This window comes from Pedobacter jeongneungensis, assembly GCF_039538295.1.
In the GTDB taxonomy this organism is placed as follows: Bacteria; Bacteroidota; Bacteroidia; order Sphingobacteriales; family Sphingobacteriaceae; genus Pedobacter; species Pedobacter jeongneungensis.
Window position 1 is genome coordinate 317,734 of sequence record NZ_BAABBY010000009.1, and the last position, 26,991, is coordinate 344,724.

The 26,991-nt window shown below is 39.7% G+C and carries 16 protein-coding genes; 15 read left to right on the forward strand and 1 reads right to left on the reverse strand.

The genetic code is table 11. The features are described 5' to 3' along the window. Positions 1–76: 76 nt before the first annotated feature. The 10 genes from ABD769_RS19060 (at position 77) to ABD769_RS19105 (ending at position 19,676) form a co-directional block, all read left to right on the forward strand. Positions 77–1,240, forward strand: coding sequence for a peptide-N-glycosidase F-related protein (locus ABD769_RS19060; protein ID WP_344852952.1), 1,164 nt, complete (start codon positions 77–79; stop codon positions 1,238–1,240). A 155-nt stretch (positions 1,241–1,395) separates the two neighbouring features. Beyond that, complete coding sequence (locus ABD769_RS19065; RefSeq protein ID WP_344852953.1) at positions 1,396–2,586, forward strand: ROK family protein; 1,191 nt, start codon at positions 1,396–1,398, stop codon at positions 2,584–2,586. Positions 2,587–2,708: 122 nt separating this feature from the next. Next, positions 2,709–6,164, forward strand: a complete 3,456-nt coding sequence (locus ABD769_RS19070) for a SusC/RagA family TonB-linked outer membrane protein (RefSeq protein ID WP_344852954.1) — start codon at positions 2,709–2,711, stop codon at positions 6,162–6,164. Positions 6,165–6,184: 20 nt separating this feature from the next. Further along, a complete protein-coding gene (locus ABD769_RS19075) occupies positions 6,185–7,819 on the forward strand; it encodes a SusD/RagB family nutrient-binding outer membrane lipoprotein (protein WP_344852955.1) in 1,635 nt (544 codons plus the stop codon). Positions 7,820–7,989: 170 nt separating this feature from the next. Continuing rightward, a complete protein-coding gene (locus ABD769_RS19080; protein WP_344852956.1) occupies positions 7,990–9,414 on the forward strand; it encodes an alpha-L-fucosidase in 1,425 nt (474 codons plus the stop codon). A gap of 2 nt (positions 9,415–9,416) precedes the next feature. Further along, positions 9,417–12,089, forward strand: coding sequence for a glycoside hydrolase family 3 N-terminal domain-containing protein (locus tag ABD769_RS19085; RefSeq protein ID WP_344852957.1), 2,673 nt, complete (start codon positions 9,417–9,419; stop codon positions 12,087–12,089). A 772-nt stretch (positions 12,090–12,861) separates the two neighbouring features. Beyond that, positions 12,862–14,769 carry a DEAD/DEAH box helicase gene (locus ABD769_RS19090; RefSeq protein ID WP_344852958.1) on the forward strand — a complete coding sequence of 636 codons (1,908 nt, stop codon included), beginning with the start codon at positions 12,862–12,864 and terminating at the stop codon, positions 14,767–14,769. A 215-nt stretch (positions 14,770–14,984) separates the two neighbouring features. Next, the gene (locus ABD769_RS19095) at positions 14,985–16,826 is read left to right on the forward strand and encodes an alpha-L-fucosidase (RefSeq protein ID WP_344852959.1); all 1,842 of its coding nucleotides are present in this window, start codon (positions 14,985–14,987) and stop codon (positions 16,824–16,826) included. A 69-nt stretch (positions 16,827–16,895) separates the two neighbouring features. Further along, positions 16,896–18,482, forward strand: coding sequence for a bacillithiol biosynthesis cysteine-adding enzyme BshC (gene bshC / locus ABD769_RS19100; RefSeq protein ID WP_344852960.1), 1,587 nt, complete (start codon positions 16,896–16,898; stop codon positions 18,480–18,482). A 108-nt stretch (positions 18,483–18,590) separates the two neighbouring features. Then, positions 18,591–19,676, forward strand: coding sequence for an Ldh family oxidoreductase (locus ABD769_RS19105; RefSeq protein WP_344852961.1), 1,086 nt, complete (start codon positions 18,591–18,593; stop codon positions 19,674–19,676). A 196-nt stretch (positions 19,677–19,872) separates the two neighbouring features. On the opposite strand, the gene ABD769_RS19110 is transcribed toward ABD769_RS19105, so the two are convergent. Continuing rightward, positions 19,873–20,340, reverse strand: a complete 468-nt coding sequence (locus ABD769_RS19110; protein ID WP_344852962.1) for a DUF4293 domain-containing protein — start codon at positions 20,338–20,340, stop codon at positions 19,873–19,875. A 257-nt stretch (positions 20,341–20,597) separates the two neighbouring features. On the opposite strand from ABD769_RS19110, the gene truA reads away from it, so the two are divergent. From truA to rlmF, 5 genes are all read left to right on the forward strand, one after another. Continuing rightward, on the forward strand, positions 20,598–21,365 hold the full coding sequence (truA, locus tag ABD769_RS19115) for a tRNA pseudouridine(38-40) synthase TruA (RefSeq protein WP_344852963.1): 768 nt from the start codon (positions 20,598–20,600) through the stop codon (positions 21,363–21,365). Between the two features lie 81 nt (positions 21,366–21,446). Further along, positions 21,447–23,216, forward strand: a complete 1,770-nt coding sequence (locus ABD769_RS19120; RefSeq protein WP_344852964.1) for an ABC transporter ATP-binding protein — start codon at positions 21,447–21,449, stop codon at positions 23,214–23,216. 58 nt (positions 23,217–23,274) lie between these two features. Then, positions 23,275–24,300: an isoaspartyl peptidase/L-asparaginase family protein gene (locus tag ABD769_RS19125; protein ID WP_344852965.1), complete on the forward strand. Its 1,026-nt coding sequence runs from the start codon at positions 23,275–23,277 to the stop codon at positions 24,298–24,300. Between the two features lie 84 nt (positions 24,301–24,384). Beyond that, the gene (gene dctA, locus ABD769_RS19130; protein ID WP_344852966.1) at positions 24,385–25,671 is read left to right on the forward strand and encodes a C4-dicarboxylate transporter DctA; all 1,287 of its coding nucleotides are present in this window, start codon (positions 24,385–24,387) and stop codon (positions 25,669–25,671) included. Positions 25,672–25,806: 135 nt separating this feature from the next. After that, on the forward strand, positions 25,807–26,772 hold the full coding sequence (gene rlmF / locus ABD769_RS19135) for a 23S rRNA (adenine(1618)-N(6))-methyltransferase RlmF (protein WP_344852967.1): 966 nt from the start codon (positions 25,807–25,809) through the stop codon (positions 26,770–26,772). Positions 26,773–26,991 lie beyond the last annotated feature (219 nt).

Below are 26,991 nucleotides of genomic sequence, written 5' to 3' on the forward strand. Positions count from 1 at the left end.
TATGTCTTGCCGGTCATATTATTATGATTTGTCGAGCTATAAGTGGACTAATCTTCTAACCAAAAATTTATCAACTATGAAAAAAAGAATGTTAATCTTTTCTGCGGCAATATTATTATTTGCCTCATGTAAAAGGAATGAGAGTGAGCAGCTTTCTGGCGAGCAACCTGCACTGTCCAAAAATGGCACATTAAGCCTGGCCAATACCCCCGCTGCAGCACCCAATACCTTTAAAGTATTCGACCAAATTTTATTTTACGATGGTTATGCCGCAACCGTAACGGCACCTGTACCTGCTGATGTAACACGTTTATCGAACTCCAAATACATTAAAAAGTTAAGCACCACAGATCTTTCCAAACTTTCTAATAGTTTAGATATCAAGGTAAGTATTACACCATATTGCGATAATTACGACAGGATCGGATCTGTAGGCCTGAGTTTTATTCCAAAAAATTCGGCCTTTAATGAAAATATTGGCAAACACATTGAAGTAGGCCGTTTTATTACACCATTTATGGATAAAAACAAAACGCCAAATGTTGCACCCTATCTCTTTAGCACAGATAATGTCGCCAATTTATTAAGGGATGCAGGCGTACGGGCCTCTTATGATATTTATGTGGTATTTAATTTGTTTGGGGTGCCTTATGCAGCCCAGAATGAAATTAGTGGGTGTGGAGGCCATAATGAAACTTTTTATGGTACAATAGAATTTGTTAATAAATCTGGTGGAACCGATCCTGCTACAGCAGTACAGATGATCCCGATAGCGAATGAGAAAGATCTGGATAACTACACTGCAAACAATACAGACCAGGTAGGAAGTAGTAAAAAAACATATACCATTAACCTGCCTTTGGCGGTTACCGATGCCAGGCTTTACCTCATTACTTCTGCCCATGGAGCCAATAGCGGAGGGGAAGAATACGTGCGTAGAGACCATAATATTTATTTTGATAATGTTTTAAAATTAACATATAAACCAGGTGGAAAATCATGCGAACCCTATCGCCAGTATAATACTCAAAATAATGGAATATACGGTTCTGTTCCCAGAACTGCTTCAGATTGGTCGTCATGGAGCAACTGGTGTCCCGGGGATGCGATTCCGATACGTGAGATTAGTCTTGGCAATTTAACAGCCGGTAATCATACTTTTAAAATTGATGTTCCTACGGCCGTTTTTAAAGATAAACAAGGTTCTATAAGGTATTCAGTTTATCTGCAAGGTCGTTAAGGTTTAATTAATCATATAGGTTTTGTCGGTTTGACAAAGCCTGTATGATTATTTTTAATTCCGGAATCAGGAAGCCAAATCACTTATTTAAATTATTATAAAGTATGCGGATGCTTACAAAATAAATTATTAAGTTTGTTTAAAATCATCCAAACATGTCAGTAATAATTGAGAAGGGTCAAAGGCTGCGCGCCGATATTATCAAACATTTATATTATAAGAAAGCACTATCACTTACTGATTTAAGTAAACTAACAAAAAAAAGTTTACCGCTGGTTACTTCCAATGTAAATAATCTGATAAACGAAGGATATGTTTTAGAACAAGGCCTGGCTCCATCTACAGGAGGAAGAAGGGCTGCAATGTTTTTAATAAATCCAGACCTTAAAAAATATATTGTGGCCATAGCAATGGATCAGCTGACATCGAGATTAACCATTTACGACCTTACCCGCAAGATGGTTATTCCAGTACAAACCCTGGAATTCGAAATGTCGTCGAAAAACAGCAGCATCACCGATCTGGTTAATTTTATCAATAAAAGTATAAATCAGTCTAAAATCAAAAGAGAGGATATTTTGGGCGTTGGCATCGGGATGCCGGGTTTTGTTAATGCAGATGAGGGAATTAACCATTCTTTTTTAAAGGTAGAAGATGATACAACTTTACAGCAATATCTTTCGCAACATATTAATTTGCAGGTACATATAGATAACGACTCCAGTTTAATTGCGCTCGCAGAACTGAATTTTGGTGTAGCCATTGATTTGAAAGATGTAATGGTTGTTAATATTGGCTGGGGAACCGGATTGGGAATGATTATTAATGGAAAATTATACCGCGGTAGTAGTGGTAGTGCCGGCGAATTTAGCCATATCCCGCTATCTGACAGCGATAATCTTTGTTCTTGCGGTAGAAGAGGATGTTTGGAAGTTGACACCTCATTACTGGTAATGGCCAGGAAAGCTCAGGAAGCAATTGCAGGTGGTGCTGAATCGAGCATGACTAGATTGTTTATGGATAAAAGCAAACATCCTGCCGACCACTTTTTAAGTGCAGTTGCCAAACAGGATCCGGTTGCCATATCGATATTGGCAAAAGCCATTTTTCAGTTGGGAAAAGGGATATCAACGTTAATCCATCTGTTAAATCCCGAATCCATTGTGCTGAGTGGGAGGGGTGCTAAAGCAGGTAAAATGCTGTTGCCGCCAATCCAGCAGGCCATTAACGAGTTTTGTATCCCGCGAATTGCAGAGCAAACTGAAATTAAACTTTCTAAACTAACCGATGAGGCAGAATTACTTGCTGCTGCCAGTTTAACGGTAGAGAGTAGTTTGTTTGAATAGCTAACCTTAAAACGAATAAGACCAATATTTTATAACTAAACTGATACTATATGACAAAATAAAGAAAACCCACTCCACCAAGTTATGAACCACTTTTAACTAATCCTAAACTAAACCCATTTATGAAAAGAATGTACTTAAGGTGCTTAAGTATTTTATTGTTGAATTTTTTAGCAATAACTGTTTTTGCACAAAAAACCATTACCGGTACGGTGGTGGAAGCATCAGGACCCTTACCAGGTGTAAGTGTCGCTATTAAAGGAACAACCAAAGCCACTCAAACCGATGGGAATGGTAAATTCTCTATTTCAGCAGCAGAAGGAAATATTCTCGTTTTTAAGTCTGTTGGTTATACCTCTAAAGAAATCACGGTAGGAGCATCTACCACTGTAAATGTTAAACTGGAATCGTCTGCTAACAGTTTGGAAGAGGTTCAGGTTACTACAGCATTTGGAATTAAAAAGGAAAAAAGAGCGCTGGGCTACTCTACGCAGGAGGTATCCGGAAAAGACTTAACAATAGGCCAGGCACCTACTATAGCGCAGGGTTTAATGGGTAAAGTTGCCGGTTTACAGATCTCACAATCAGGTGGTGGGGTAGAAGGTGGCTCATCGAGGATTGTAGTCCGTGGAAATACCTCATTAACCGGCGATAACCGGGCTTTGATCATCGTTGATGGAGTAGCCATTAACAACGATCCGGCCAACGTGAACGGAAACAATACTTCATCAGTTGCCGGTAATACCGGAGCTGATGTTTCGTCGAATAACGATTGGGGTACGGGTATGAACTTCATCAATCAGGACGATATTGAAAGCATTACCGTATTAAAAGGTCCTGCTGCGGCTGCACTATACGGCGCAAGGGGTGGTAATGGTGTTATTTTAATTACACGTAAAAAAGGGAGCAACAGACCTGGACTTGGAATAGATTACACTTACTCTTACAGACATACAAATCCTTACGAACTTCAAAATTTTCAAAATGAATACGGACAAGGTGGAGTAGCCTCTATGTTAACGGCAGATAACAGTAAAATGTTCCCTGTAAATGGTGCAGGCCAGCGTTATCAAATTGGAAATAACTATACCTCAGCGGGAGAATATTTGAGTAATTCTTTCGGTACGGTTCCTTATCCAAACGGTAAAGCAACTGATGCCTATTTCAGTTATCCGGGTAGTCAATCCTGGGGCCCGAGATTCGATAATCTTCCAATATTAAATTATGATGGGGTTTTGCGGCCATATTCTGCGCAGCCAGATAACTGGAAGGCATTTTTTCCTGATGGTTCAGTAGTAAGTCATAATGTAGCCATTTCTGGCGGTAATGATAATGCTACAGGACGTATTTCTTATACGCGAAATGACACCAAAGCCAATATTTTAAATAGTAACATTCAATCGAACGTTTTTAACTTAGGTTCTACGCTTAAGGTTTCTAAAAAAGTAAGTGCAGAAGTTACGGCAAGTTATGTAAACTTTACCCGTTTAAATGCCCCTACCGTTGGTTCGGGTTACTTAGGTGGGGTAATTTATTCCATGCCAAGAGATTATAACCCTTACGTAGATTTCGACAATACTTATGGTCCTAACAATTCGCGGAAGGATGTACTTACCCCAAGTAATTTCCCTGCAGGTTCGCCTGCTTATCCTTACAGCGGAAGTTATTTAGCTAACCAGTATTGGAATATCAATAACAATAACACGCTTTTTAATCGTAATGGACTTACCGGGGGAATGAAGGTAATGGCCGATTTAACTGATTTCTTAAATGTGACCGCACAAGGTGGGGTAGACAATTCGAATGATGTAACCACTGTGAAAAATTATCCTACCGATGTATTAGGACAGGCAAACGGTGCTTATAAGCTGGCACAAGCCAAAAATTTGTCAACCAACCTACAAGCTTTTGCCCGTTTACATAAAGACAATCTTTTTGGTAAAGAAATTAATGCAAGTTTAACTGCAGGGGTAGAAAGCTATTATCGCAATGACTATGTTTCGAGTAACCGGACAGATGGCAGTTTAGTAAAACCGTTTGTTTTTGCTTTAAATAATGGTTCAAATCCTGTCCCACAACCTGAAGAAACAAAATATGTTAAAAAGATAAATTCTGCATATAGTTTTTTAAACCTTTCTTACAAAAATTATCTCTTTTTAGAAGCTACAGCACGTAACGACTGGTCGAGTACATTGGCAAACGGTTCTAACTCTTACTTTTATCCAGCAACAAATTTAAGTTATGTATTTACTGATGGGATTAAGGGGTTACAGAACAGCTTACCCTGGTTAAGTTTCGGAAAGTTGAAGCTTTCTTATGCGGAAACAGGATCAGATACCGACCCATACTCTATTTTTAATCTTTTGGATGTAACCACAAATAACGGTCAGCAAGCACAAAGTCTGCCAGGTACACTAAAATTTGAAGGGGTAAAGCCGCAAAAAAGCAGATCGTTCGAGGCCGGTATTAATTTAGGTTTATTTAAAAACAGGTTAAATATCGATTTAACAGGTTATACCATGAAAAGCTTTAACCAAATTTTGGATAATCCATTGGCCTTATCATCGGGCTTTAACAATGTTAAAATTAATACAGGATCATTAGGAAATACTGGTTTTGAATTTATTATCAGTGGTTCTCCAATTAAAACGAGAGATTTTAGCTGGGATGTATCTATAAGCGGGGCACATGCCAGAACTAAGGTTTTGGCTTTACAGGACGGGATTGAAACCCTAACCCTGGGTACTTTTTTTGGAGGGAACGGTATTTCACAACGTGTTAAAGTTGGCGAAAACTATGGCACCCTATACGGAAGGGATTTTACCTATTACAATGGCCAAAAAATAGTTATGCGTGCTGAAGGAACAGATGGGCAGCCATTACAGTATACCGTTAATGGCAAAACTTATTATGCAGGTACGCAGTGGGTAAAAACAGCCGATGAGGTGCCAATCGGTAATTCTCAACCCATGTTAACCGGTGGTATTACCAATACATTTAAGTACAAAGCATTCTCATTGTACGTATTGGCTGATGCAAAAATTGGTGGTGATACCTTTTTTGGTTCTTATGCAGCAGGTATGGGCAGTGGAAACTTAGTAGAAACCTTAAAAGAACGTGATGGTGGAGGTTTACCTCTGGTTTATCCTGATGGGACGACCTCAAACAGCGGGGTTAATTTTGGAGGTGTTTTTGTTACCCGCGATGCTCAGGGTAATATTACAAGCGCTACTCCAAACAACGATGTGGTAAATTACCAATGGTACTATCAGGGTACTTTTTCTGCCTGGAACCACCTAGGTGCGCCACGCTCTGCATCAGTATTTAAAAACTCCTGGATGAAACTTAGGGAGGTAGCTTTAACTTATCAGGTTCCGGCTACATTGCTTCAAAAAACAAAGTTTATTCAAAACCTGTCGCTTTCACTGGTTGGAAGAGACCTTTTTTACATCTTTACTACTATACCTAAAGGCTTAAATCCGGAAGGTGTAAACGGTATCGGTAATATGCAAGGTATAGAATATGGATCTCTGCCCAAAACAAGATCATTTGGTTTCACTATCCGGTCTTCATTTTAATCACTTAAAGCATTAATCACATGAAAATTCAACATAAAGTAATCCATACTATACTTGGCCTCTCACTGATCGTTGGTGTGGCATCGTGTAAAAAAGGTTTCGAAGAATTAAATAAGCCATACAAAGATGCAACGGTTTCTACAGCAACACCTGCAGGCTTTTTTAATAACCTGGCCAAGCGTGCAACAGAAGAAGATTATACGATCTATGCGGGTTTGTTTATGCCAGTTACCAATCAGCAGGGTGTTCAGAATAAAAACTTACCCTATATTAATTATATTACTACTTTTTGGCGCAACTATTACCAGGATCTGGCCGATTATAAGCAATTATTAAAGCTGGTTAGTGCCGCCCCAAATCCAGGCATCTATAATGATGTAAAGTATATGGCAACTATTTTGATGAGCCAAAAAACTTTATCGATGTTAGATCGTTATGGCGATATACCTTACAGCCAGGCCGCTATTGCTACCGAAGGCTCAGCAAACTACCAGCCAAAGTATGATAAAGAAGAAAGCGTTTATAATAGTGTATTAGATGATCTGAAAGCTGCTGTTGAAGGTGTTGGTGGCCCAAACCAAAGCTCAATAGGTACTTATGAATCTTTTTTAGCCAACGATTTTGTTGCCTGGAAGAAGTTTGGAAACGCCTTAAGACTGCGTTATGCTGTTCGTTTAAGTAAAACCAATTTGCAAACTAAGGCGAAGGCCATCATTGCGGAAATTCTGGGAAATCCTTCCATCTACCCGTTACCTAATGATCAGGATCTTACGGACTTATACAAAAGTAACTTTGGAAGTTTTCCTTTAGTATCTATACCAAATTCTCCGGATTATGGCGATCGCTATTGGTATGCATTCCGGGAACTCTCTGTTTCGAACATCAGGATGAGTTCGAATGTGTTTGCTAAAATGTCGTCTACCAACGCTGATGATGGATCCGGATTTTTTGATCCGCGTTACAAAGTCTGGTTTATGCCAAATAATGCAGGTAAATGGGTACCTCAACCACAAAATGGGTCTGTACAAGATGGTGGTACACCTTATCCGAATGAATCTACCAATAGTCCAAAAGCACCTGGTAGCGATCCCGGTAATAAATTCGCTGTATTTAATTACTATCTCGTACGTGATTTTCAGAGTTTCCCTTATGTAATTATTTCAGAAGCGGATGTACATTTTTTAAAGGCTGAAATTTATAATCAAGGCATAGGTGTTGGTGCCGATCAGGCTTTGGCTGAAACGGAATATAATGCAGGGATGAAAGCCTCTGTTAACTTTTGGTACACTACTGTTAATAGCAATACAACTGCTATATGGCCAACTGCAGCTAAACCTGGCCCAATTACCCAGGCACAGATTGATGTTTTTACCAGTAATCCGGCTGTTAAATTTACTGCTGGTGATGTAGCCGGAAATTATAAAAAAATAATCACTCAATCTTGGCTGGCAAGTATCTTTAACGCCGTAGAAACCTGGTGCACCGTTCGCCGTACTGGAGTTACACCTAAAGATGCCACTTACACACCCGCCACTTACAACAGATTGCCTTATCCTGATGATGAGAAAACAAACAACCTTTCTAATTTAAATGCAATTGGTGGTAATGTAGATGCTAATGTTCAGATTGCCAAAAAGGTGTACTGGATGCCTTAATTTTAAAACACATTAACTGATAGAGGTGCTGTATCATAAAGGCGATTGAAGTTCAAATGCTGTCATGTTGAGCTTGTCGAAACAGTTTAAAGAGTATTTAAACAAGTCCTTCGACAAGCTCAGGATGACAAATTTATATTTATGATACAACCTCTTTTTATACCCTGATAATGAAGATAAAAATTTACTTTCTTTTTTGTTTAACGCTGTTTACACTCCATTCTTCCGCCCAGCAAAACGACATCATGCCTCAGTCTGAGATTTACGAGTGGCCTAAAGATGCCGCAGTTAAACAAAAGCTCGAAACCTGGCAGGATAAAAAATTTGGGATGATTATCCACTGGGGGCTTTATGCCGTTCCCGGTATCATCGAATCCTGGTCCATCTGTTCAGAAGACTGGATAGAAAGAGACAGCACTATTAAATACGAAGATTATAAAAAATGGTATTGGGGGCAGAGCGAAAAATTTAACCCTACAAAATTCAATCCCGAACAATGGGCAAAAGCAGGTAAAGATGCTGGCATGAAATACCTGGTATTTACCACCAAACACCACGATGGTTTTGCCATGTTCGATACCAAACAATCTGATTTTAGCATCGCTAAAGGTCCTTTTTCTACCAATGCAAAGAAAGATGTGGTTAAATATGTGTTCGATGCATTCCGCAAAGAAAATTTTATGATCGGCGCTTATTTTTCCAAACCCGACTGGCATTCTCAATATTATTGGTGGGATAAATATGCCACAGCCAACAGAAACAACAATTACGATATCCGTAAAAATCCCTGGCGATGGAATATGTTCAAAAGCTATACCCAAAACCAGATCAGCGAATTAATGAACAATTATGGCAGCATCGATATTTTGTGGCTGGATGGTGGCTGGGTTCGTCCGAGGGCAAGTGTTAACCAGGAGGTACTTTCGTGGGGAGCGCCAATTCCGGAATGGAGCCAGGATATTGACATGCCTAAAATTGCAGCAATAGCCAGAAAAGCACAGCCAGGTTTAATCATGGTGGATAGAACCGTACACGGCCAGTTCGAAAACTACCAGACTCCTGAACAGAAAATCCCCGAAAAACAATTGGATTACCCCTGGGAAAGCTGCATGACTTTAGGTGGTGCATGGGGATTTGTACCTAACGATCATTATAAATCAGCAACTGAAGTGGTACATAAATTAGTCGAAATTGTGGCCAAAGGCGGAAGTTTGTTATTAGGTGTTGGACCGAAACCTGATGGAACGTTGCCTGATAATGTGGTTAAAAAGTTAGAAGAAATTGGGCAGTGGACTTCAAAAAATGGTGCTGCCATTTACGGAACACGGATCACCAAAAACTATCACGACGGGCAGAACTGGTTTACCCAGAGCAAGGATGGAAAAACAATTTACGGCATCAGCTTTCTCGACGATGCTGCGGTTAATGAAATTTCATGGCAGGGGAATATTCCTAAAAAAGGAACTCCGGTTACCATTTTAGCTACCAACCAAAAAATAAAATGGACATTAAAAAATGATAAGGTTTACTTCGATCTTCCTAAAACCGACGAGAAAATAGCCCTGACATTTTCTTTTACGCCCGAAACCAAATAGTAATGCCGAAACCGATAAAATATTTGTATTTATTGCCTACGCTTTTTTTCTCTTGCAGTCTTTTTGCACAGGTTAAAAAAGCGCAGATATTACCTTATAAAAATTCAAAGTTAAGCATCGATTTAAGGGTAAAAGACCTCATTTCGAGAATGACACCAGAAGAAAAATTCTGGCAGTTGTTTATGATCCCGGGCGATGTTACCGAACAGAATAAAGTACAGTTCAAACACGGAATTTTTGGCCTGCAGGTAAGTGCGGCCGCACAGGGAAGTGGTAACGCCCAGCAGATGTTAACCTACAATACCTCAGAAGATGGGCTTTCGCTTGCCAAAAAGATCAATAAAATCCAGAAATTCTTTATAGAAGAAACCCGTTTGGGCATCCCAATTATTCCATTTGATGAAGCCTTACATGGTTTGGTAAGGCAAGGTGCAACAGCCTTTCCACAGTCCATTGGTTTAGCAGCAACTTTCGATACCACAATGGTGGCTAAGATAGGTACAGCCATTGCCTATGAGGCCCGCGCTCGTGGTCTAAGAGATCTTTTGGCACCAGTAATTAATATGGCAACGGATGTAAGGTGGGGCAGGACAGAAGAAACCTATGGCGAAGACCCTTATTTAACCACGGTATTGGGACATGCTTTTATGAATGCCGTTGAAAAACAAAATATTATTGTTACCCCAAAACATTTTATTGCCAATGTAGGCGATGGTGGCCGCGACAGTTATCCTATAGAAATGGATAAACACTTTTTAGAAGAAATCCCTTTTCCGGCATTTAAAGATGGCGTTAAAAATGTGGGTATCCGTTCATTAATGACTTCTTACAACAGTGTTTTTGGTTCGCCGGCTACTTCAAATAAATGGCTGCTCACTAACAAGTTAAAGTCGGAATGGGGATTCAAAGGTTTTGTTATTTCTGATGCCGGAGCGGTAGGTGGCGCTAATGTTTTGCATTTTACTGCTAAAGATTATAAAGATGCTACAGCACAATCGATCAATGCCGGTTTAGATGTGATTTTTCAGGTGGATTATAATCATTACAAGCTTTTTCTACCTGCGTTTTTGGACGGAAGCATTCCAAAATCCAGAATTGACGATGCACTTGCGAGGGTATTAAGCGCAAAATTTGAATTAGGCCTTTTCGAGCAGCCTTACGTGGATGAAAGCATTGCTGAAAAAATGTTAAGCGATCAAAGCAATCATATCTTGGCAAAAGAAGCCGCTTTAAAATCTTTTGTATTGCTCAAAAACGATAACCATATTCTTCCACTAAAAAATACAAAAAGCATTTTATTACTGGGCGAGGATGCTGTTGAAGGCCGGTTGGGCGGTTATAGTGGCACTGGAAATAAAAAAATAAATATTCTGGAAGGACTAAAAAGTACTGCTTCCGGTGATATTGAAATTAATTATTTAAAAGGAAGCAGCCGCGAAGTTCAGTCTTTTGTTCCTGTAGATAGCCAGTTTCTTTCTGTAGATCAAAAGCCGGGATTGAGCGGAAAATATTATAGCGGTCTAGATTTTAGTGGAGTGCCAGTTAAAACAGTGCAGGATAAGGCCATCAATTTCAGCTGGACTTTATATCCGCCTGATGAAAAACTTGATTTGGATAATTATTCAATCAGCTGGGAGGGCAGTATAAAAGTTCCGCAAAATGCAGATCTTAATATCGGATTGGAGGGAAATGATGGTTACCGATTATACCTGAACGATAAACTGGTGATTGATAACTGGGATAAAAAATCATTCAATTTAAAAACAGCTCCGTTCCATTTTGAGAAAAATAAAGCCTACTCCATTAAAGTAGAGTTTTTCGAGTCTAAAGGCAATGGGAAAATAAAATTGGTATGGGATTATAACGTTCAGCACTCAGAAGAAATAACAAATGCGGTAAAAGCAGCGAAAAATAATGATGTGGTAGTTTTTGTCGCAGGAATAAAAGAAGGCGAATTTTTAGATCGTGCGATGTTAAACCTGCCGGGTAACCAGGAAATTTTACTTCAGGAACTTGCAAAAACGGGTAAGCCGATTGTAGTGGTATTAACCGGAGGTAGCGCCATTAATATGCAGCCCTGGTTAAATAAGGTGAGTGCAGTTTTAAATGTATGGTATCCGGGCGAAGCTGGTGGCAGTGCCGTTGCAGATGTGCTGTTGGGTAAAGCAAATCCCTCAGGAAAACTCCCGATTACCTACCCTGTTGATGAATCGCAGCTACCATTAGTGTATAACCACAAACCTACCGGTAGGGGAGATGATTATAACAATTTGAGCGGTGAGCCGCTTTTCCCTTTCGGCTACGGATTGAGTTATACCCATTTCTCCTACTCCGGTTTAAAATTCAATAAGAAAAGCATTACTCAAAATGAAACGGCGACCGTAAGTTTCGAGCTTAAAAATACCGGCAATTATGATGGTGAAGAAGTGGTTCAATTGTACATGAGGCCATTACTAAGCAAACTGGCTCAGCCTGTTCTGGTACTCAGAGCTTTTCAAAGGATAAGTTTAAAGGCAGGTGAAACGAAAACCGTCTCTTTTCAATTAGGAAAGGCAGAACTTCAAACACTTGATATCAATAACGTTTGGAATGTTGCCCCAGGAGAATATCGCATCATGATCGGATCATCAAGCAAGGCACTTTATTTAAAAGATAATTTAATGGTTAAACCTTAAAAATACACCCCCTATGGTTGGGTATAAACCATAATCGAGTAATAGTTGCTGCAGATTCTGGTTAAATCTGCGGCTTTTTTGTTTCGTCATTTCAAGGAATAATTTATTGTATAAAAATCAATATAAAGTTGAAGGATCTATGCCGGAAGAATACTTTGAAATTATTTTTGCCACAAAAACACGAAACGCATGGAATTAATAGAATTTGATTTTTATTAGATTCGTCATCCTGAGCGTAGTCGAAGGATCTATGCCGGAAGAATACTTTGAAATTATTTTTGCCACAGAAACACGGAACGTACGGAGTTAATAGAATTTGATTTTTATTAGATTCATCATCCTGAGCGTAGTCGAAGGATCTATGCAGGAAGAATACTTTGACATTATTCTGCCACAGAAACACGGAACGCATGGAATTAATAAAATTTATTTTCTGCATCCAACTCTGTACGCCTTCTCTTAGTGACCTCTGTTATAATGATGCAAGATGTAATACGGATGATGGAATTACACTTTGTCTCATGCCCTCGATTAATCAGTTAACCAATTTAAACACTTAACCTTCTACACCCGAAATAAAAAAATAAACCCCAAAGTCTATCTCCGATCTCCGTTTAAAGCCCATACATCATCCATTTTCCATCCCCCATTTTACATTATCTGTTACTTCTTTATTTTCAAACATTTAGCATGAAAAACTATTTACCTGGTAATCTGTGAAATACGGAATATTAACCGTACCTTTGCGGCTCAATTAAAAATAAAAAGACGAATGACAAACCCATTTCAATTATTGGGGATAAGTGATGACGTCGTTAATGCCGTAAAGGATCTTGGATTTGAAACTCCAACACCTATTCAGGAGCAAAGTATTCCTGTACTGTTAGAAGGCACTAATGATTTTGTTGGTTTGGCCCAAACAGGAACAGGAAAAACAGCCGCATTTGGTTTGCCGCTGTTAGAACTAATCGATTTTAAAGTTAACAAACCACAGGCATTGATTTTATGCCCTACCCGTGAGTTATGCTTGCAAATCGCTAACGACCTTAAAAACTTTTCTAAAAACATTGCTAATGCCCACGTGGTTGCCGTTTATGGTGGCGCGAACATTATGCAGCAACTACGCGAAATCCGTCAGGGAATTCAGATCGTAGTGGCCACGCCCGGCCGTATGTTGGATATCATTGGCCGTAAGGCAATTGATTTTTCAAACGTTAAATATGTTGTGCTTGATGAAGCTGACGAGATGTTGAACATGGGTTTCCAGGACGATATCAACGACATCTTATCAACTACTCCTGATGACAAAAAAACCTGGTTATTCTCGGCTACTATGCCTGCAGAAGTTCGCCGTATAGCTAAAAACTATATGGATAACCCTGTAGAATTAACCATGGGCACAAAAAATACAGGTAACGTAAACATCGAACACGAATATTACATCGTTCGTGCACGTGATAAATATGCTGCCTTAAAACGTATTGTAGATTTCAACCCTGAAATTTTTGCCGTAGTATTCTGTAAAACCAAATTGGATACACAGGATGTTGCCGAGCATTTAATTAAAGATGGCTATAATGCAGATGCTTTACACGGCGATTTATCGCAACAACAACGTGATAAAGTAATGCAACGTTTCCGTGAGCGTAACATGCAGTTGTTAATTGCTACTGATGTTGCTGCACGTGGTATCGATGTAAACAATGTAACTCACGTAATTAACTATTCTTTACCTGACGAAATTGAAAGTTATACTCACCGTTCTGGTCGTACAGGTCGTGCTGGTAAAACCGGTATTTCTATCTGTATCATCAACTCTAAAGAATTAGGTAAAATCCGTCAGCTGGAACGTATTATTGGTAAGCAATTTACTAAAGCTGAATTACCTACAGGTTTTGATGTTTGCGAAAAACAATTATTCTCTCTGGTACATAAAGTACATAACGTAGAAGTTAACAACGAACAAATCGATCAGTATATTCCTCGTATCATGGATGAGTTTGCTGATTTATCTAAAGAAGATGTAATTAAACGTTTTGCTTCATTAGAGTTTAACCGCTTCCTGGATTATTATTCTAAAGCACCTGATTTAAATGCTGCAGTTGGCGACGACCGCGGTGCTGACAGGGGCGAAAGAGGAGCCGGACGCGGACGTGGTAGCGAAGGTTATACCCGTTTATTCATCAACTTAGGTTCTGTAGATGAATTTACCCGTGGCGATATGTTATCTTTTATCTGTAACAACGGTAAAATTGGTGGCAAAAGCGTTGGTAAAATCGATTTAAAAGGTGTTTTCTCTTTCTTTGAAGTAGAAGATGATGTTGCCGACAAAGTTTTTGAAGGCTTTAAATCAGTTGAATTCAACGGTCGTCAGGTACGTATCGAGAAAAGTGGAGACGGTGGTCGTGGTGAAGGCGCAGGTGAAAGACGCGGTGGCGGTGAAAGACGTAGCGGTGGCGGTTTCGGCGGAGAACGCAGAAGCGGCGGTGGCGGTGGTTTCCGTGGTGGCGACAGAAGAAGTTCTGGCGGCGGCGGAAGACGTGAAGGTGGAAACAGCGGTGGCGGTTTCAGAGATTTTTCTGGACGTAGCCGTGATGACAAAGGTGGTAACACCGGAGGTCCACGCAGAGAAGGCGGAAACCGTGAAGGTGGAAGTGGCGAGCGCCGTAAAAAATGGTAAATCACTAAACCAAATATTTTTACAAGCCGTCCCGATTTTTCTGGGCGGCTTTTTTGTTTCCTATTCGTCATTGCGAGAAGGCTTTTTCAGCCGACGAAGCAATCTTATAACTACTACTATCTCGCGTGCACATTAGGATTACTTTGTGCCTTGCAATAACGAGCAATTTTATCAAAAAATATTATATTTAACGTTTAGATATACTAAACAACATCATGCGTTATTTTAAGCTTTTCTTTATTTTATTCCTATTGTTTATTGGTAAACTCTCTGCCCAGCAATCAGCGGCTTCAAGTCAGAAAATGCAATGGTTTGCCGATGCCAAACTGGGCATTTTCATCCATTGGGGAATTTATTCGGTTAATGGTATTTCCGAATCATGGTCGTTTTTTAACAACTACATCAATCATGATGCTTACATGAAACAGCTTAATGGTTTTACCGCTGCAAAATATAAACCTGAAGAATGGGTCAATTTAATTAAAGAAAGTGGTGCTAAATATGCGGTGATTACCACAAAACACCACGATGGTGTTGCATTATGGAACAGTAAAATGCCAAATGCAACTACAACCTTAAAAAATAGTGCTGCAAAAAAAGATTTAATCACGCCGTTTGTAACCGAACTTAAAAAATCGGGATTAAAAACAGGGTTATATTTTTCATTACCTGATTGGAGTTATCCGGATTATGATGGTTTTACCCGCGACAGAAAACGTTACGATTATAAACAAGACCCTACGCGTTTCAAAAAGTTTCAGAACTACTTTCAGGGACAATTAAACGAGCTTTCAACAAAATACAATCCTGATCTGGTGTGGTTTGATGGCGATTGGGAACACATCGGAGAAGAATGGCAGGCCAAAAATATATTAGAAAATTTACGAAAGGTAAACCAGAACATTATTGTTAACTCCCGCTTAAACGGCCATGGCGATTATGATACTCCGGAGCAAGGTGTTCCGGTAGTAAAACCAAACTCGCCAGAATGGGAGCTTTGTTATACCATGAACGATTCGTGGGGTTATCAACCTTATGATAATCACTATAAATCGTCTAATATGATCATCCGTACCCTGGTTGATTGTATCAGTATGGGTGGCAATTTATTGCTTGATATCGGGCCAAAAGCCGATGGTACCATCGCACCAGAACAGGTTCAGATTTTAAAAGATTTAGGTCGCTGGACCAAAAAACATGGCGAAGCTATTTACGGAACACAAGCCGGCATCACTAAAAAACATTTCAACGGGAAAACGGCGCTTTCTAAAGATAGAAAAACGCTCTTCCTCTACCTCGATTATAAAACAGATGAAGGCATTATGCTCACGGGTATAAAATCAAAAGTAAAAAATATGCAGGTAGTTCGCGGTGGTCAGGTAAAATTCGCCAATATTAACGCATCGGATTATATAATCAATATCCCTTTAACTGATTTTGATCAGGATGTGACCGTAGTAAAAGTAAGTTTTGATGAACCTGTTGCTCTTATCGAAACCGAAAATGAAGCCATTTCATTAAAAGATTTATTTACAGCAAATAATAAACAGATTTCTGTTCCCTACAAACTGAAAAAATTAGCTACAACTTTAGACAGGGGTATCAATATTTTTAACGACACCAATTTAGCAGCTGACGGAATGGATTTCAACGCTAATATTAAACCTTTGGATCAAACCGTGAACAACTGGGTAATCAAAAATGCGGAGGCCTTGTACAAAACATCAGGAGGAATTCCCGCAGGACATTATCAGGGAAATACTGCACTTTCTGCAGATAAACAGACCCTCTACCTGTTTGTTGAAGGCAAACCAACTGGTCCGATTGTCATTAAAGGCTTAAAAAATAGCATCAGCAGGATCAGGATTGTAGGGGAGGGTACCATGCTTCCGCACGAAATTTATAACAAACTATACTGGAGCAAAATTCCCGGCATTGTGTATATTCCTGTGCCTGAAGATAAATTAGATCCGGTGTTAACCGTAATCGCTGTGCTTTTAGATGGCCCTATCGATTTATACCGCGAAAAAGTTGGCGCAATTGAGAGTAACCTCTAATTATTTAACAATTGTAAAATAGTAACGCAACTTTATAATTATCCTTAAATTGCATTACTTTCGCACATCATGCAGGCAAAATATATCTCATATCAGGAAACCGGTTCATTTTCAAAACTGGTTTTGGATTATATTAATAACGAAGAACAGCTTCAGGCTTTTTATAGTTACCGCCCTGATATGGAGGGTTTAGCCAAAGCAATAGATAATAGAAATTTCCAGGGCGATCGTTCTACGCTGGTAAAGGTTTTGCAAAACCAATATCAGCATCTTCAGGCCAATAAATCGGTTAGCAAAAATATCGAATTGCTAGGCCTCGAAAATACCTTTACCGTTACCACTGGTCACCAGTTAAACCTGTTTACCGGTCCACTATATTTCATCTATAAAATTGTAACCGCCATTAACCTGGCCATTGAGTTAAAAATGGCACATCCCGACAAAAATTTTGTTCCGGTGTATTGGATGGCTACAGAAGATCACGATTTTGAAGAAATTAACCATGTAAGTGTTGATGAAAAAAACATCAGCTGGATACAACAAACCAATGGTGCAACCGGAAGGTTGAGCACCAAAACCGTCGCCGCTGCGGTAACCGCTTACAAAGGTTATCTTGGCATTTCAAAAAACGGAAAACGGATTGCCAGATTGGTAGAACAGGCTTACTTACAACACGATAATTTAGCCGATGCCACCAGGTTTTTAGTGAATAATTTATTCGAAAAATATGGATTGGTGATTGTAAATGCAGACGATCCTCAATTAAAAAAACAGTTCGCTAATATCATTACCGAAGATATTATTCAGCACAACAGTGCGAAAAATATCGAAAACAGTTCGAAAAATCTCGAAGATTTGGGATACAAAACTCAGGTTAATGGCCGTGACATTAATTTCTTTTACCTTATTGATAACCTGCGCGAACGTTTAATTTTTGAAAAAGGTAAATATACCGTCAATCATACCGACATCAGCTTTACTGAAAGTGAACTAAAAGCTGAAATCGAATCACATCCCGAACGCTTTAGTCCGAATGTAGTAATGAGGCCTATGTACCAGGAAGTGATTCTCCCTAACATTGCCTATATCGGTGGCGGAGCCGAAGTATCTTACTGGATGCAGTTGAAAACCAATTTCGATTTTTATAAAGTTGATTTTCCGGTGTTATTATTGCGTAATTCGGCCTTGCTGATTGATAAACGCAGTGCGCAAAACTTATATAACCTCGGATTTTCTTTAGAAGATATTTTCTTACCTGTTGAAGAGTTAAAAAACATCTGGGTTAAGCGGAACACAACTGCACAGTTGAGTTTAGCTGATGAAACAAGGGCGATTAACAGTATTTTCGACCAGATTAAGTTAAACGCCTATAAAATTGATAAAACGCTTTCCGTATCAACCGATACAGCGAAGCAAAAAACCAATCATCTACTGGCCAACCTCGAAAAGAAGCTTTTCCGTGCAGAAAAACGAAAACATGAAACCGCGCTATTACAGATTGATAATGTAAAGAAAAGGCTTTTCCCGAACGGAGCCCTACAGGAAAGAACCATGAATATTGCCCCGATGTATGTAAATTACGGAGAAGATTTTCTTTCTTCGTGTATAGAAAATTTCGAACCATTAGGCGGCGATTTTACGGTTTTATTGCCTTAATTTTTAAATAATTCCGTCATTGCGAGGCACGAAGCAACCCTACAACTTTCGCTAAATTGAGCGCATTAAGATTGCTTCATGCCTCGCAATGACGACTAATAGTATAAAATGAACTTCATCACCTTTACCGAAACCAACTTACGCGCCTTCACCTACAACGTTTTTAAAAAAATGGGCTGCTCTGATGAACATGCTGAGCTGGCAACCGATGTGTTAATCCGTTCAGATTTACGTGGCATCGATTCGCATGGTGTGGCCCGGTTAAGTGGTTATGTTCGTCTTTGGGAAAAGAAAAGGATAAATGCTACACCTAACATTAAAATTGTGCACGAAACCCCAACTACGGCAACAGTTGATGGCGATGCGGGTTTAGGTTTGGTGGTCGCGCCATTTGCAATGAAAGTTGCGATAGAGAAAGCCGAAAAATATGGAAGCGGCTGGGTATCGGTTAAAAATTCCAACCACTTTGGTATTGCGGGCTATCATGCTTTAATGGCGGTAGAAAAAGATATGATCGGAATCAGCATGACGAATGCCAGTCCGCTGGTTGCCCCAACTTATGCCAACGAACGTTTATTGGGTACAAACCCGATGTGTTATGCGTTCCCTGCGGGGAAATATCCTCCTGTAATTGTAGATATGGCCACAGCTGCAGCAGCAAATGGAAAACTGGAAATTGCCCAAAGAGCCAATAAAAGTATTCCGGATGGCTGGGTTCAGGATAAAAACGGCGAAAATTCTACTGATCCGAATGAGCTGAAAAGCGGCGGTTCCTTATTGCCACTGGGTAGCGATAAAGATCATGGCAGCCATAAAGGTTATGGACTGAGCGCCACAGTTGATATTTTATCTGCTGTACTTTCTGGTGCTAATTATGGTCCCTGGGTGCCTCCATTTGTTGCTTTCTTAGAGCCTTCTGCAAACCCGGTTGGCGAAGGCCTGGGGCATTTTTTAGGTGCCATGCGGGTTGATGGTTTCAGGCCGGCTGCCGAATTTAAAGATCACTTAGATAATTGGGTAGAACGCTTTAAAAGTGCAAAAACAATAGATCCCGATAAAAAAGTAATCATCCCCGGCGAACCGGAACATGAATTTGAACAGGAAAGAAAAATAAGCGGTATCCCGTTAATTGATGTTGTGGTAAAAGACCTGAATGAGCTTGCAGTGAAATTGGGGATAGAAGAGCTAAAATAAACTTGGGTTAACTGGTTAATTGTTGAAATTGGTTAATTGCAAAAGAAAACTTTAATAAAAGATCGTCATCTCGACTGGAATGCAGTGGAATGCCCGCCTGCTACGGGCAGGGAGAGATCTACCAAAATAGAATTCTCGACTGCGTTGCACTCCGCTCGAAATGATGATACGATCCAACGCCAACCGCTTTCCGCTGTTATCTCAACCGCTCTGCCGAACGGATCAGCCTTTCATCTTTGTTAATTCCAAAAATCGCCAATACAATAAATAAAATGGCCAAAGCTGGTAAATATGCACCAATACCGAAACTGGCACCTTCAATGCCCCCTGGTAATTTTTTTGCATAAATACTGCACCAGAAGGCGAAACCACCAATTAATATGATCGAAATAACAGCAAAGCGTTTTTGAAAAGTTCTCTTTCTAAAATTAAAAATATTGATAAAACAAAGGATAGCAATAGCGATATTGGTAATCAATAAGGGTAAAAATGATTGTATTTTAAATGGAGAGCCTGCCTTGCCTGCAATAATCTGAAATAAGCCACTAGAGTACACGGCCATTTCTGTTCCTGTGGTTTGTTTACTGGTAATAGGCAAAAACAGCATTAAAATTAAAGTTAAAGCAGCTAAAAAAAACCAGATCGATTGTATTCTTTGTATCATGAATGTAAAATATATAACAACAAATCTAGCTTTTTTTGAGAAAAGAAAGAATAAAGTTCTTGAGTAGTTAAGCGCTTATTATAGTCAAATACGATTTAATAATAGATAGAAAGGATAAAATCTGTGTTTAGCTGTGTGCATCCGTGGTTAAAGAATCTTCGTTAAAGAACCATTTGCACCGAACGCCAAACTCCCGGCGCTAAACACTTCACTCATCACTTTGCCCTTTCCCCCTTAAACTGTATTTTTGCATCGCTTTGAATAAAAAAAGGTATTTCATCCAATTGGCTTATGATGGCAGCTTGTATCATGGCTGGCAAATTCAACCCAATGCCATCACCGTTCAGGAATTGCTGGATAAAGCTATGTCTGTTTTTTTTCGTCAGCCGATCGAAACTTTAGGTTGTGGCCGGACAGATGCCGGTGTACATGCGACAGATTTTTATGCTCATTTCGATGTTGAAGACTTAGAAGAAACAAAGGTTTTAAGTGCAATTGCTGGTATTAACGCCATGCTGCCTTATCAGATTGCAGCAAAACGAATCATTCCGGTGCATAATGAGGCCCATGCCCGTTTTGATGCCACCGCACGTGCCTACAAATATTACCTTCACTTCGGAAAAAATCCTTTTAAGCTTAATCGTTCATGGCTGATTAAAGATAAACTGGATGTAGAAGCAATGAACCAGGCTGCGTCACTTTTATTAAATTATACCGATTTCTCCTGCTTCAGCAAATCGAATACCCAAACCTTTACCAACAATTGCAAGGTAATAAAAGCTGTTTTCGAAAAGCAGGAAGATGGGTTGGTATTTACCATTCAGGCCGACCGTTTTTTAAGGAATATGGTGCGGGCGATTATGGGAACTTTGGTGCAGATTGGAAAAAAAGAAATAAATTTAGACGATTTTAAAGCAATAATAGAAAGCAAAAACCGCAGTAAAGCTGGCCAATCGGTACCCGCCTGTGGTTTGTATTTAGTAAAGATTGAGTATCCTTATATAAATGAAAGAATTAGAGGTTGATTTAATGAGTGAATGTGAAATGGCCATCGCCCATAATACTCACTCATTCACTCATTCAGAACTCACTCATTAAATAAAAAAATGGCAGTTACAGGCGACGTATATAACACCGGATTACTGAAACGTATTTTTCAATATGTAAAGCCCTACCGTGCCGTTTTTGTTTGGTCGGTTATTTTAACTATTCTATTGGCCGCCATTTCTCCTGTGCGCCCGTTTTTGATAAAATACACACTTGATCATTACATTTTAACCGGAAAATATGATGGTTTGGTAAACATGACGATGCTGATGATCTTCATGCTGCTGTTGCAAACGCTGATTCAGTATAACCATACACTTTTAACCAATACTTTAGGGCAATCGGTTATCCGCGACTTAAGGATCAATGTTTTTAACCACATTACCAGGCTTCGCCTTAAATATTTCGATAAAACACCCATCGGACAATTAATTACACGTACCGTTTCCGATCTCGAAACCATTGCCGATATTTTTTCGGAAGGTTTAATTTCCATGATAGGCGATAGTTTGCAGGTTGTGGTAATTGTGGGTGTGATGCTCTATACTGATTTGGAATTGAGTTTGGTAGTACTTTTGCCCATTCCGCTATTAATTATGGCCACCCGGAAATTCCAGAAAGCCATTAAAGTAGCCTTTCAGGAAATCAGGAATGAAGTATCCAACCTGAATACCTTTTTGCAGGAGCACATTACTGGCGTTTCTATTGTGCAGTATTTTGCAAGGGAAAAACAGGAATACCGGAAGTTTTATGCCATTAACAAACGTTACCGTGATGCCAATATCCGCTCTAACTGGTATTATTCTATATTTTTCCCGGTGGTAGAGTTAATTTCGGCCATGTCGTTGGGTTTACTGGTGTGGTATGGTGCAAAATGTATCCTTTCCAAGCCTTTAGATGTTACTCCTGGAACCATCACTCAATTTATTATGTATCTGGGTATGGTGTTTACGCCGATCCGCCAGTTGGCCGATAAATTTAATACATTACAGATGGGAATGGTTGGTGCTGAACGTGTGTTTAAAGTTTTAGATACTGATGAAACTACACCCAACGAGGGTACGCAAAAACCAGCCATATTAGAAGGAAATATTAAGTTTGAAAATGTTTGGTTTGCCTATAACGACGAAAATTATGTATTGAAAGACCTCACCTTTGAGGTGAAAGCCGGCCAAACGGTGGCCTTAGTTGGGGCAACTGGCGCAGGTAAATCTTCTACCATCAACATCCTGAACCGCTTTTACGAAGTAAAAAAAGGAAATATTACGGTTGATGACATTCGTATCGAAGATTTTGACCTGGATTACCTCAGAAGCAACATCGCTACAGTGCTACAGGATGTTTTCCTGTTCTCAGATACTATTTTAAACAACATTACACTCAATAACCCTGAAATTACTATCGATGAAGTGGTAAATGCGGCCAAAAAAGTCGGCGCACACGATTTTATAGAACGTTTGCCCGGTGGCTATCAATATAATGTGATGGAAAGGGGCGCAACACTTTCAGCAGGGCAGGCGCAGCTGATTTCATTTATCCGTGCATTGGTGCACAATCCGGCTATTTTGGTTTTAGATGAAGCTACTTCATCCGTAGATACTGAAACCGAATTGTTGATCCAGAAAGCCATTGATAATTTAATGGAAGGCCGAACTTCGATTGTAATCGCCCACCGTTTATCCACCATCCAGAAGGCCGATCAGATTATTGTACTCGATAAAGGCGAAATCAAGGAAAAAGGCACACACCAGGAGTTGTTAAAGCTAAACGGCTATTATAAAAAACTTTACGATCTTCAGTTCTCTTCTAAAGGAATTGCTAAAGTTTAAAACTCATTTATTTTCAAGGATTTTCTTAATTTAACAGCTTCTTAAATCCAACAGGAAGATGAAATTATTAAAATTGATTGCCTTATTTTTACTTTCGGTGATAACTTTACAGGTTACTGCCCAGCAGAAAAAGTATGTAATGGTTATTCATGGCGGCGCAGGTACCATTCTTAAAAAGAATATGACTCCCGAAAAAGAAGCAGCCTATATAGCGGTCCTAACTCAGGCTTTACAGGCGGGATATGGCCAAATTAAAGCAGGTAAATCCAGCCTCGATGCTGTTGAAGCTACTATTCATGTTTTAGAAAACGATCCGCATTTTAATGCCGGCAAAGGTGCAGTTTTTACTCACGATGGAAGAAATGAACTCGACGCAGCTATAATGGACGGAAAAACGTTAATGGCAGGCTCGGTTGCTGGAGTAACGACCATTAAAAACCCAATTTCTGCAGCAAGGGCTGTGATGGAAAAATCGGAACATGTGATGATGGTAGGCGCAGGAGCAGAGCAGTTTGCCAGAGAAGTTGGTTTGGAAATCGTAGATCCGAAATACTTCTGGACAAAAGAGCGCTGGGATGGCCTGCAAAAAGCAATTAAAGAAGACTCAACAAAAGCTGTTCTCGATCATGGAAATAAAAAATCGGAACTTTTGGGGATAAAAAATCACGATTATAAATTCGGTACCGTGGGCTGTGTTGCACTCGATAAAGCAGGCAATTTAGCTGCGGGAACCTCAACTGGGGGCATGACTAACAAAAAATATGGCCGTGTGGGTGATGCACCAATTATTGGCGCAGGTACATATTGCAATAACGAAACTGCAGGTATTTCTTGTACCGGCTGGGGCGAATTTTACATCCGCAATGTAGTAGCTAAAGCCATTTCCGATTTAATGGAATATAAAGGCATTTCAGTTGCCGAAGCCTCGAAAATTGTATTGGATAAAGTGGGAAAAATGGGCGGTGATGGTGGCTTGATCGCCTTAGATAAACACGGTAACGTAGCAATGCCTTTTAACACCGAAGGCATGTATAGGGGAACAATTACCGCAGATGGTAAAATTGAAGTTAATATTTATAAATAACTAAGTAGCTGTATTAATTAAAGCTTGAAGCTGTTTGCACTAAATATAAAAATACACATATATATTCTTACTCACACCAAGCAAATGACATTTAAAGAATTTGTAAAGAAAATATTTGCCAATTTAACCTTTCAGGTTTTACTTGCCATCATTATAGGCATCTATGTTGGTGCTTATTTTCCTGGTTTTGCGCCCACGGCTAAATTAATCAGTCAGGGTTTTATTAACCTGATCAGCATGTTAATTGCCCCGATCATATTTTTTACCATTGTTTTGGGCATCGCACACATGGGCGATATGAAAAAGGTTGGCCGGGTAGGCGGTAAAGCACTATTGTATTTCGAAATTGTGAGCACGGTAGCCATTGCAATTGGTTTACTGGTGGCCAATATCTTAAAACCTGGTGCAGGAATGATCGCCAAAGCTGGCGATGCAACAAAAATTGCAGGTTATGCCGAACAAGCCAAAGAAATGAACTGGGCTGAATTTTTCCTGCACATCATTCCGCATAATGTAATTGCTGCTTTTGCAGAAGGAAACATCCTGCAGATTTTGCTTTTTGCCATTCTTTTTGGTTACGGACTGAATAAACTGGGCGACGAAGGAACCAGTGTTTTAAATGCTTTTGATAAAATATCGAAAGTGCTTTTTAAAATCATGAAGGTAATTATGCGTTTAGCACCCATCGGTGCTTTTGGTGGGATGGCTTTTAGCATCGGTACGCACGGCTTACAAAGTATAGTGGGGATGGCCAAACTGATGGGTTCAGTGTATTTAACCTGTATCCTCTTCATTTTTATTGTGTTAAACGGAATATGCAGATACTATAAATTCAGTTTGTGGCAGTACTTAAAATATATCCGTCAGGAAATTTTAATTGTTTTAGGTACTTCATCTTCCGAATCAGCTTTACCAAGTATGATGCAGAAAATGGAATCCATCGGCTGCGATAAATCGGTTGTTGGTTTAGTAATTCCTACCGGTTATTCCTTTAATCTCGATGGTACGGCCATTTATCTGGCCATGTCGGTTATATTTCTCTGTCAGGTTTTTCATGTCGATTTATCCCTAGGACAGCAAATTACCGTTTTGGGCGTACTCATGGTAACCTCTAAAGGTGCAGCAGGCGTAACTGGAAGTGGTTTTATTGTGTTGGTATCAACCTTAACCGCTTTAAAAATCATGCCCATCGAACACATTTCCATATTGATCGGGGTAGACCGTTTCATGAGCGAAGCAAGGGCCATCACCAACGTAATCGGCAACGGTATAGCAACCATCGTAATTTCCAAAAGCGAAAACCAGTTTGATGAAGAAAAGTATTTAAAGGCCATTCAGCCTGTGATGATAGAAAAAGAGGAAGAAGTTTAGTTCAGCGGTGAGCGTTTGGAGGAATGAATTTTGAGGATGCTTTGTAACTCCCAACTAAAACTCCGAACTCCCAACTAATTACCTATCTTTGCAGCAGAAACATGCACACAGCTTGTTTAATTAATTCATAGCACATTGGCTCAGGAAGAACAAAATAACCGCAAAGAAAAGAGCGAGTTACACCCACGCAACAAGCACCGTTCGCGTTACAATTTCAAACAACTTATTGCAACTTCAAAAGATTTAAGACGTTTCGTTTTTAAAAACGAGCATAACGACGATTCTATCGATTTTGCAGATCAAAATGCCGTAAAAGCATTGAACAGGGCATTGTTAAAATATTTTTACGATATCCAGCAGTGGGATATTCCTGCTGATTTTCTTTGTCCGCCTATTCCGGGTAGGGCAGATTATATCCATTATGTAGCCGATCTGCTAGGATCGAGCAATAAAGGTAAAAGTCCGAAAGGCGCTAACATTAATGTGCTCGATATTGGTGTAGGTGCTAACTGCATTTACCCGATTATTGGTCACCAGGAATATGGCTGGAACTTTGTAGGTTCAGAAATAGACCCGCTTTCGGTCGAATCTGCAAGACGCATTATCGAAGCCAATAAACCATTGCAGGGTGCCATAGAAATTCGTCAGCAATCTTCAAAAATGGGTATTTTCAGAGGGATTGTGGGCAGAACAGAGCGCTTTGATGCGGTAGTTTGTAATCCACCTTTCCATTCTTCGTTAAAAGAAGCCGAGCAGGGCACCCGCCAGAAATGGCGCAACCTTGGGGGAAATGAAAAAGAGGTAAAACACGTATTAAACTTTGGTGGAAACAAAGCCGAACTCTGGTGCCCGGGCGGCGAACGTGCCTTTGTTGAGCAAATCATTATCCAGAGTGCACAAATCAAAAACCAGGTTTTATGGTTCAGCTCACTCGTTTCTAAAAGTGCTAACCTGAAAAGTATTTATAATGCTTTGGTTAAGGCCGATGCTTTCGAAGTTCGTACGGTGCAAATGAGCCAGGGACAAAAAATAAGTCGTTTCGTAGCCTGGACTTTCCATGATGAAGCCGCACAGGCAGAGTGGGTAAAAGGATGGAAATAGTCCTGAGTCTGTAGTCAAATAGCGATCGTTTCAAAAAAGGTAATATAGTAAAGCCGGATTAATTTTAGTTCGGCTTTTTTATTTTGAAAAGAGTCGTCATTGCTGTAAAGGTTTAGTAATTCGGTAATGAACTAGAGTTATTTTTTGTTATTTATATTTGCCATTTCCGCCGGTTTTTTACCATTAATTCCCTGGTGTGGTCTTTCCCAGTTATAATAA

Coding starts and splice junctions, on each gene's coding strand:
- ABD769_RS19110 (WP_344852962.1), bottom strand. CDS start 20,340: ATGATACAAAGAATACAATCGATCTGGTTTTTTTTAGCTGCTTTAACT.
- ABD769_RS19120 (WP_344852964.1), top strand. CDS start 21,447: ATGGCAGTTACAGGCGACGTATATAACACCGGATTACTGAAACGTATT.
- ABD769_RS19085 (WP_344852957.1), top strand. CDS start 9,417: ATGCCGAAACCGATAAAATATTTGTATTTATTGCCTACGCTTTTTTTC.
- ABD769_RS19070 (WP_344852954.1), top strand. CDS start 2,709: ATGAAAAGAATGTACTTAAGGTGCTTAAGTATTTTATTGTTGAATTTT.
- ABD769_RS19080 (WP_344852956.1), top strand. CDS start 7,990: ATGAAGATAAAAATTTACTTTCTTTTTTGTTTAACGCTGTTTACACTC.
- ABD769_RS19090 (WP_344852958.1), top strand. CDS start 12,862: ATGACAAACCCATTTCAATTATTGGGGATAAGTGATGACGTCGTTAAT.
- ABD769_RS19075 (WP_344852955.1), top strand. CDS start 6,185: ATGAAAATTCAACATAAAGTAATCCATACTATACTTGGCCTCTCACTG.
- bshC (WP_344852960.1), top strand. CDS start 16,896: ATGCAGGCAAAATATATCTCATATCAGGAAACCGGTTCATTTTCAAAA.
- ABD769_RS19125 (WP_344852965.1), top strand. CDS start 23,275: ATGAAATTATTAAAATTGATTGCCTTATTTTTACTTTCGGTGATAACT.
- ABD769_RS19065 (WP_344852953.1), top strand. CDS start 1,396: ATGTCAGTAATAATTGAGAAGGGTCAAAGGCTGCGCGCCGATATTATC.
- ABD769_RS19060 (WP_344852952.1), top strand. CDS start 77: ATGAAAAAAAGAATGTTAATCTTTTCTGCGGCAATATTATTATTTGCC.
- dctA (WP_344852966.1), top strand. CDS start 24,385: ATGACATTTAAAGAATTTGTAAAGAAAATATTTGCCAATTTAACCTTT.
- ABD769_RS19105 (WP_344852961.1), top strand. CDS start 18,591: ATGAACTTCATCACCTTTACCGAAACCAACTTACGCGCCTTCACCTAC.
- ABD769_RS19095 (WP_344852959.1), top strand. CDS start 14,985: ATGCGTTATTTTAAGCTTTTCTTTATTTTATTCCTATTGTTTATTGGT.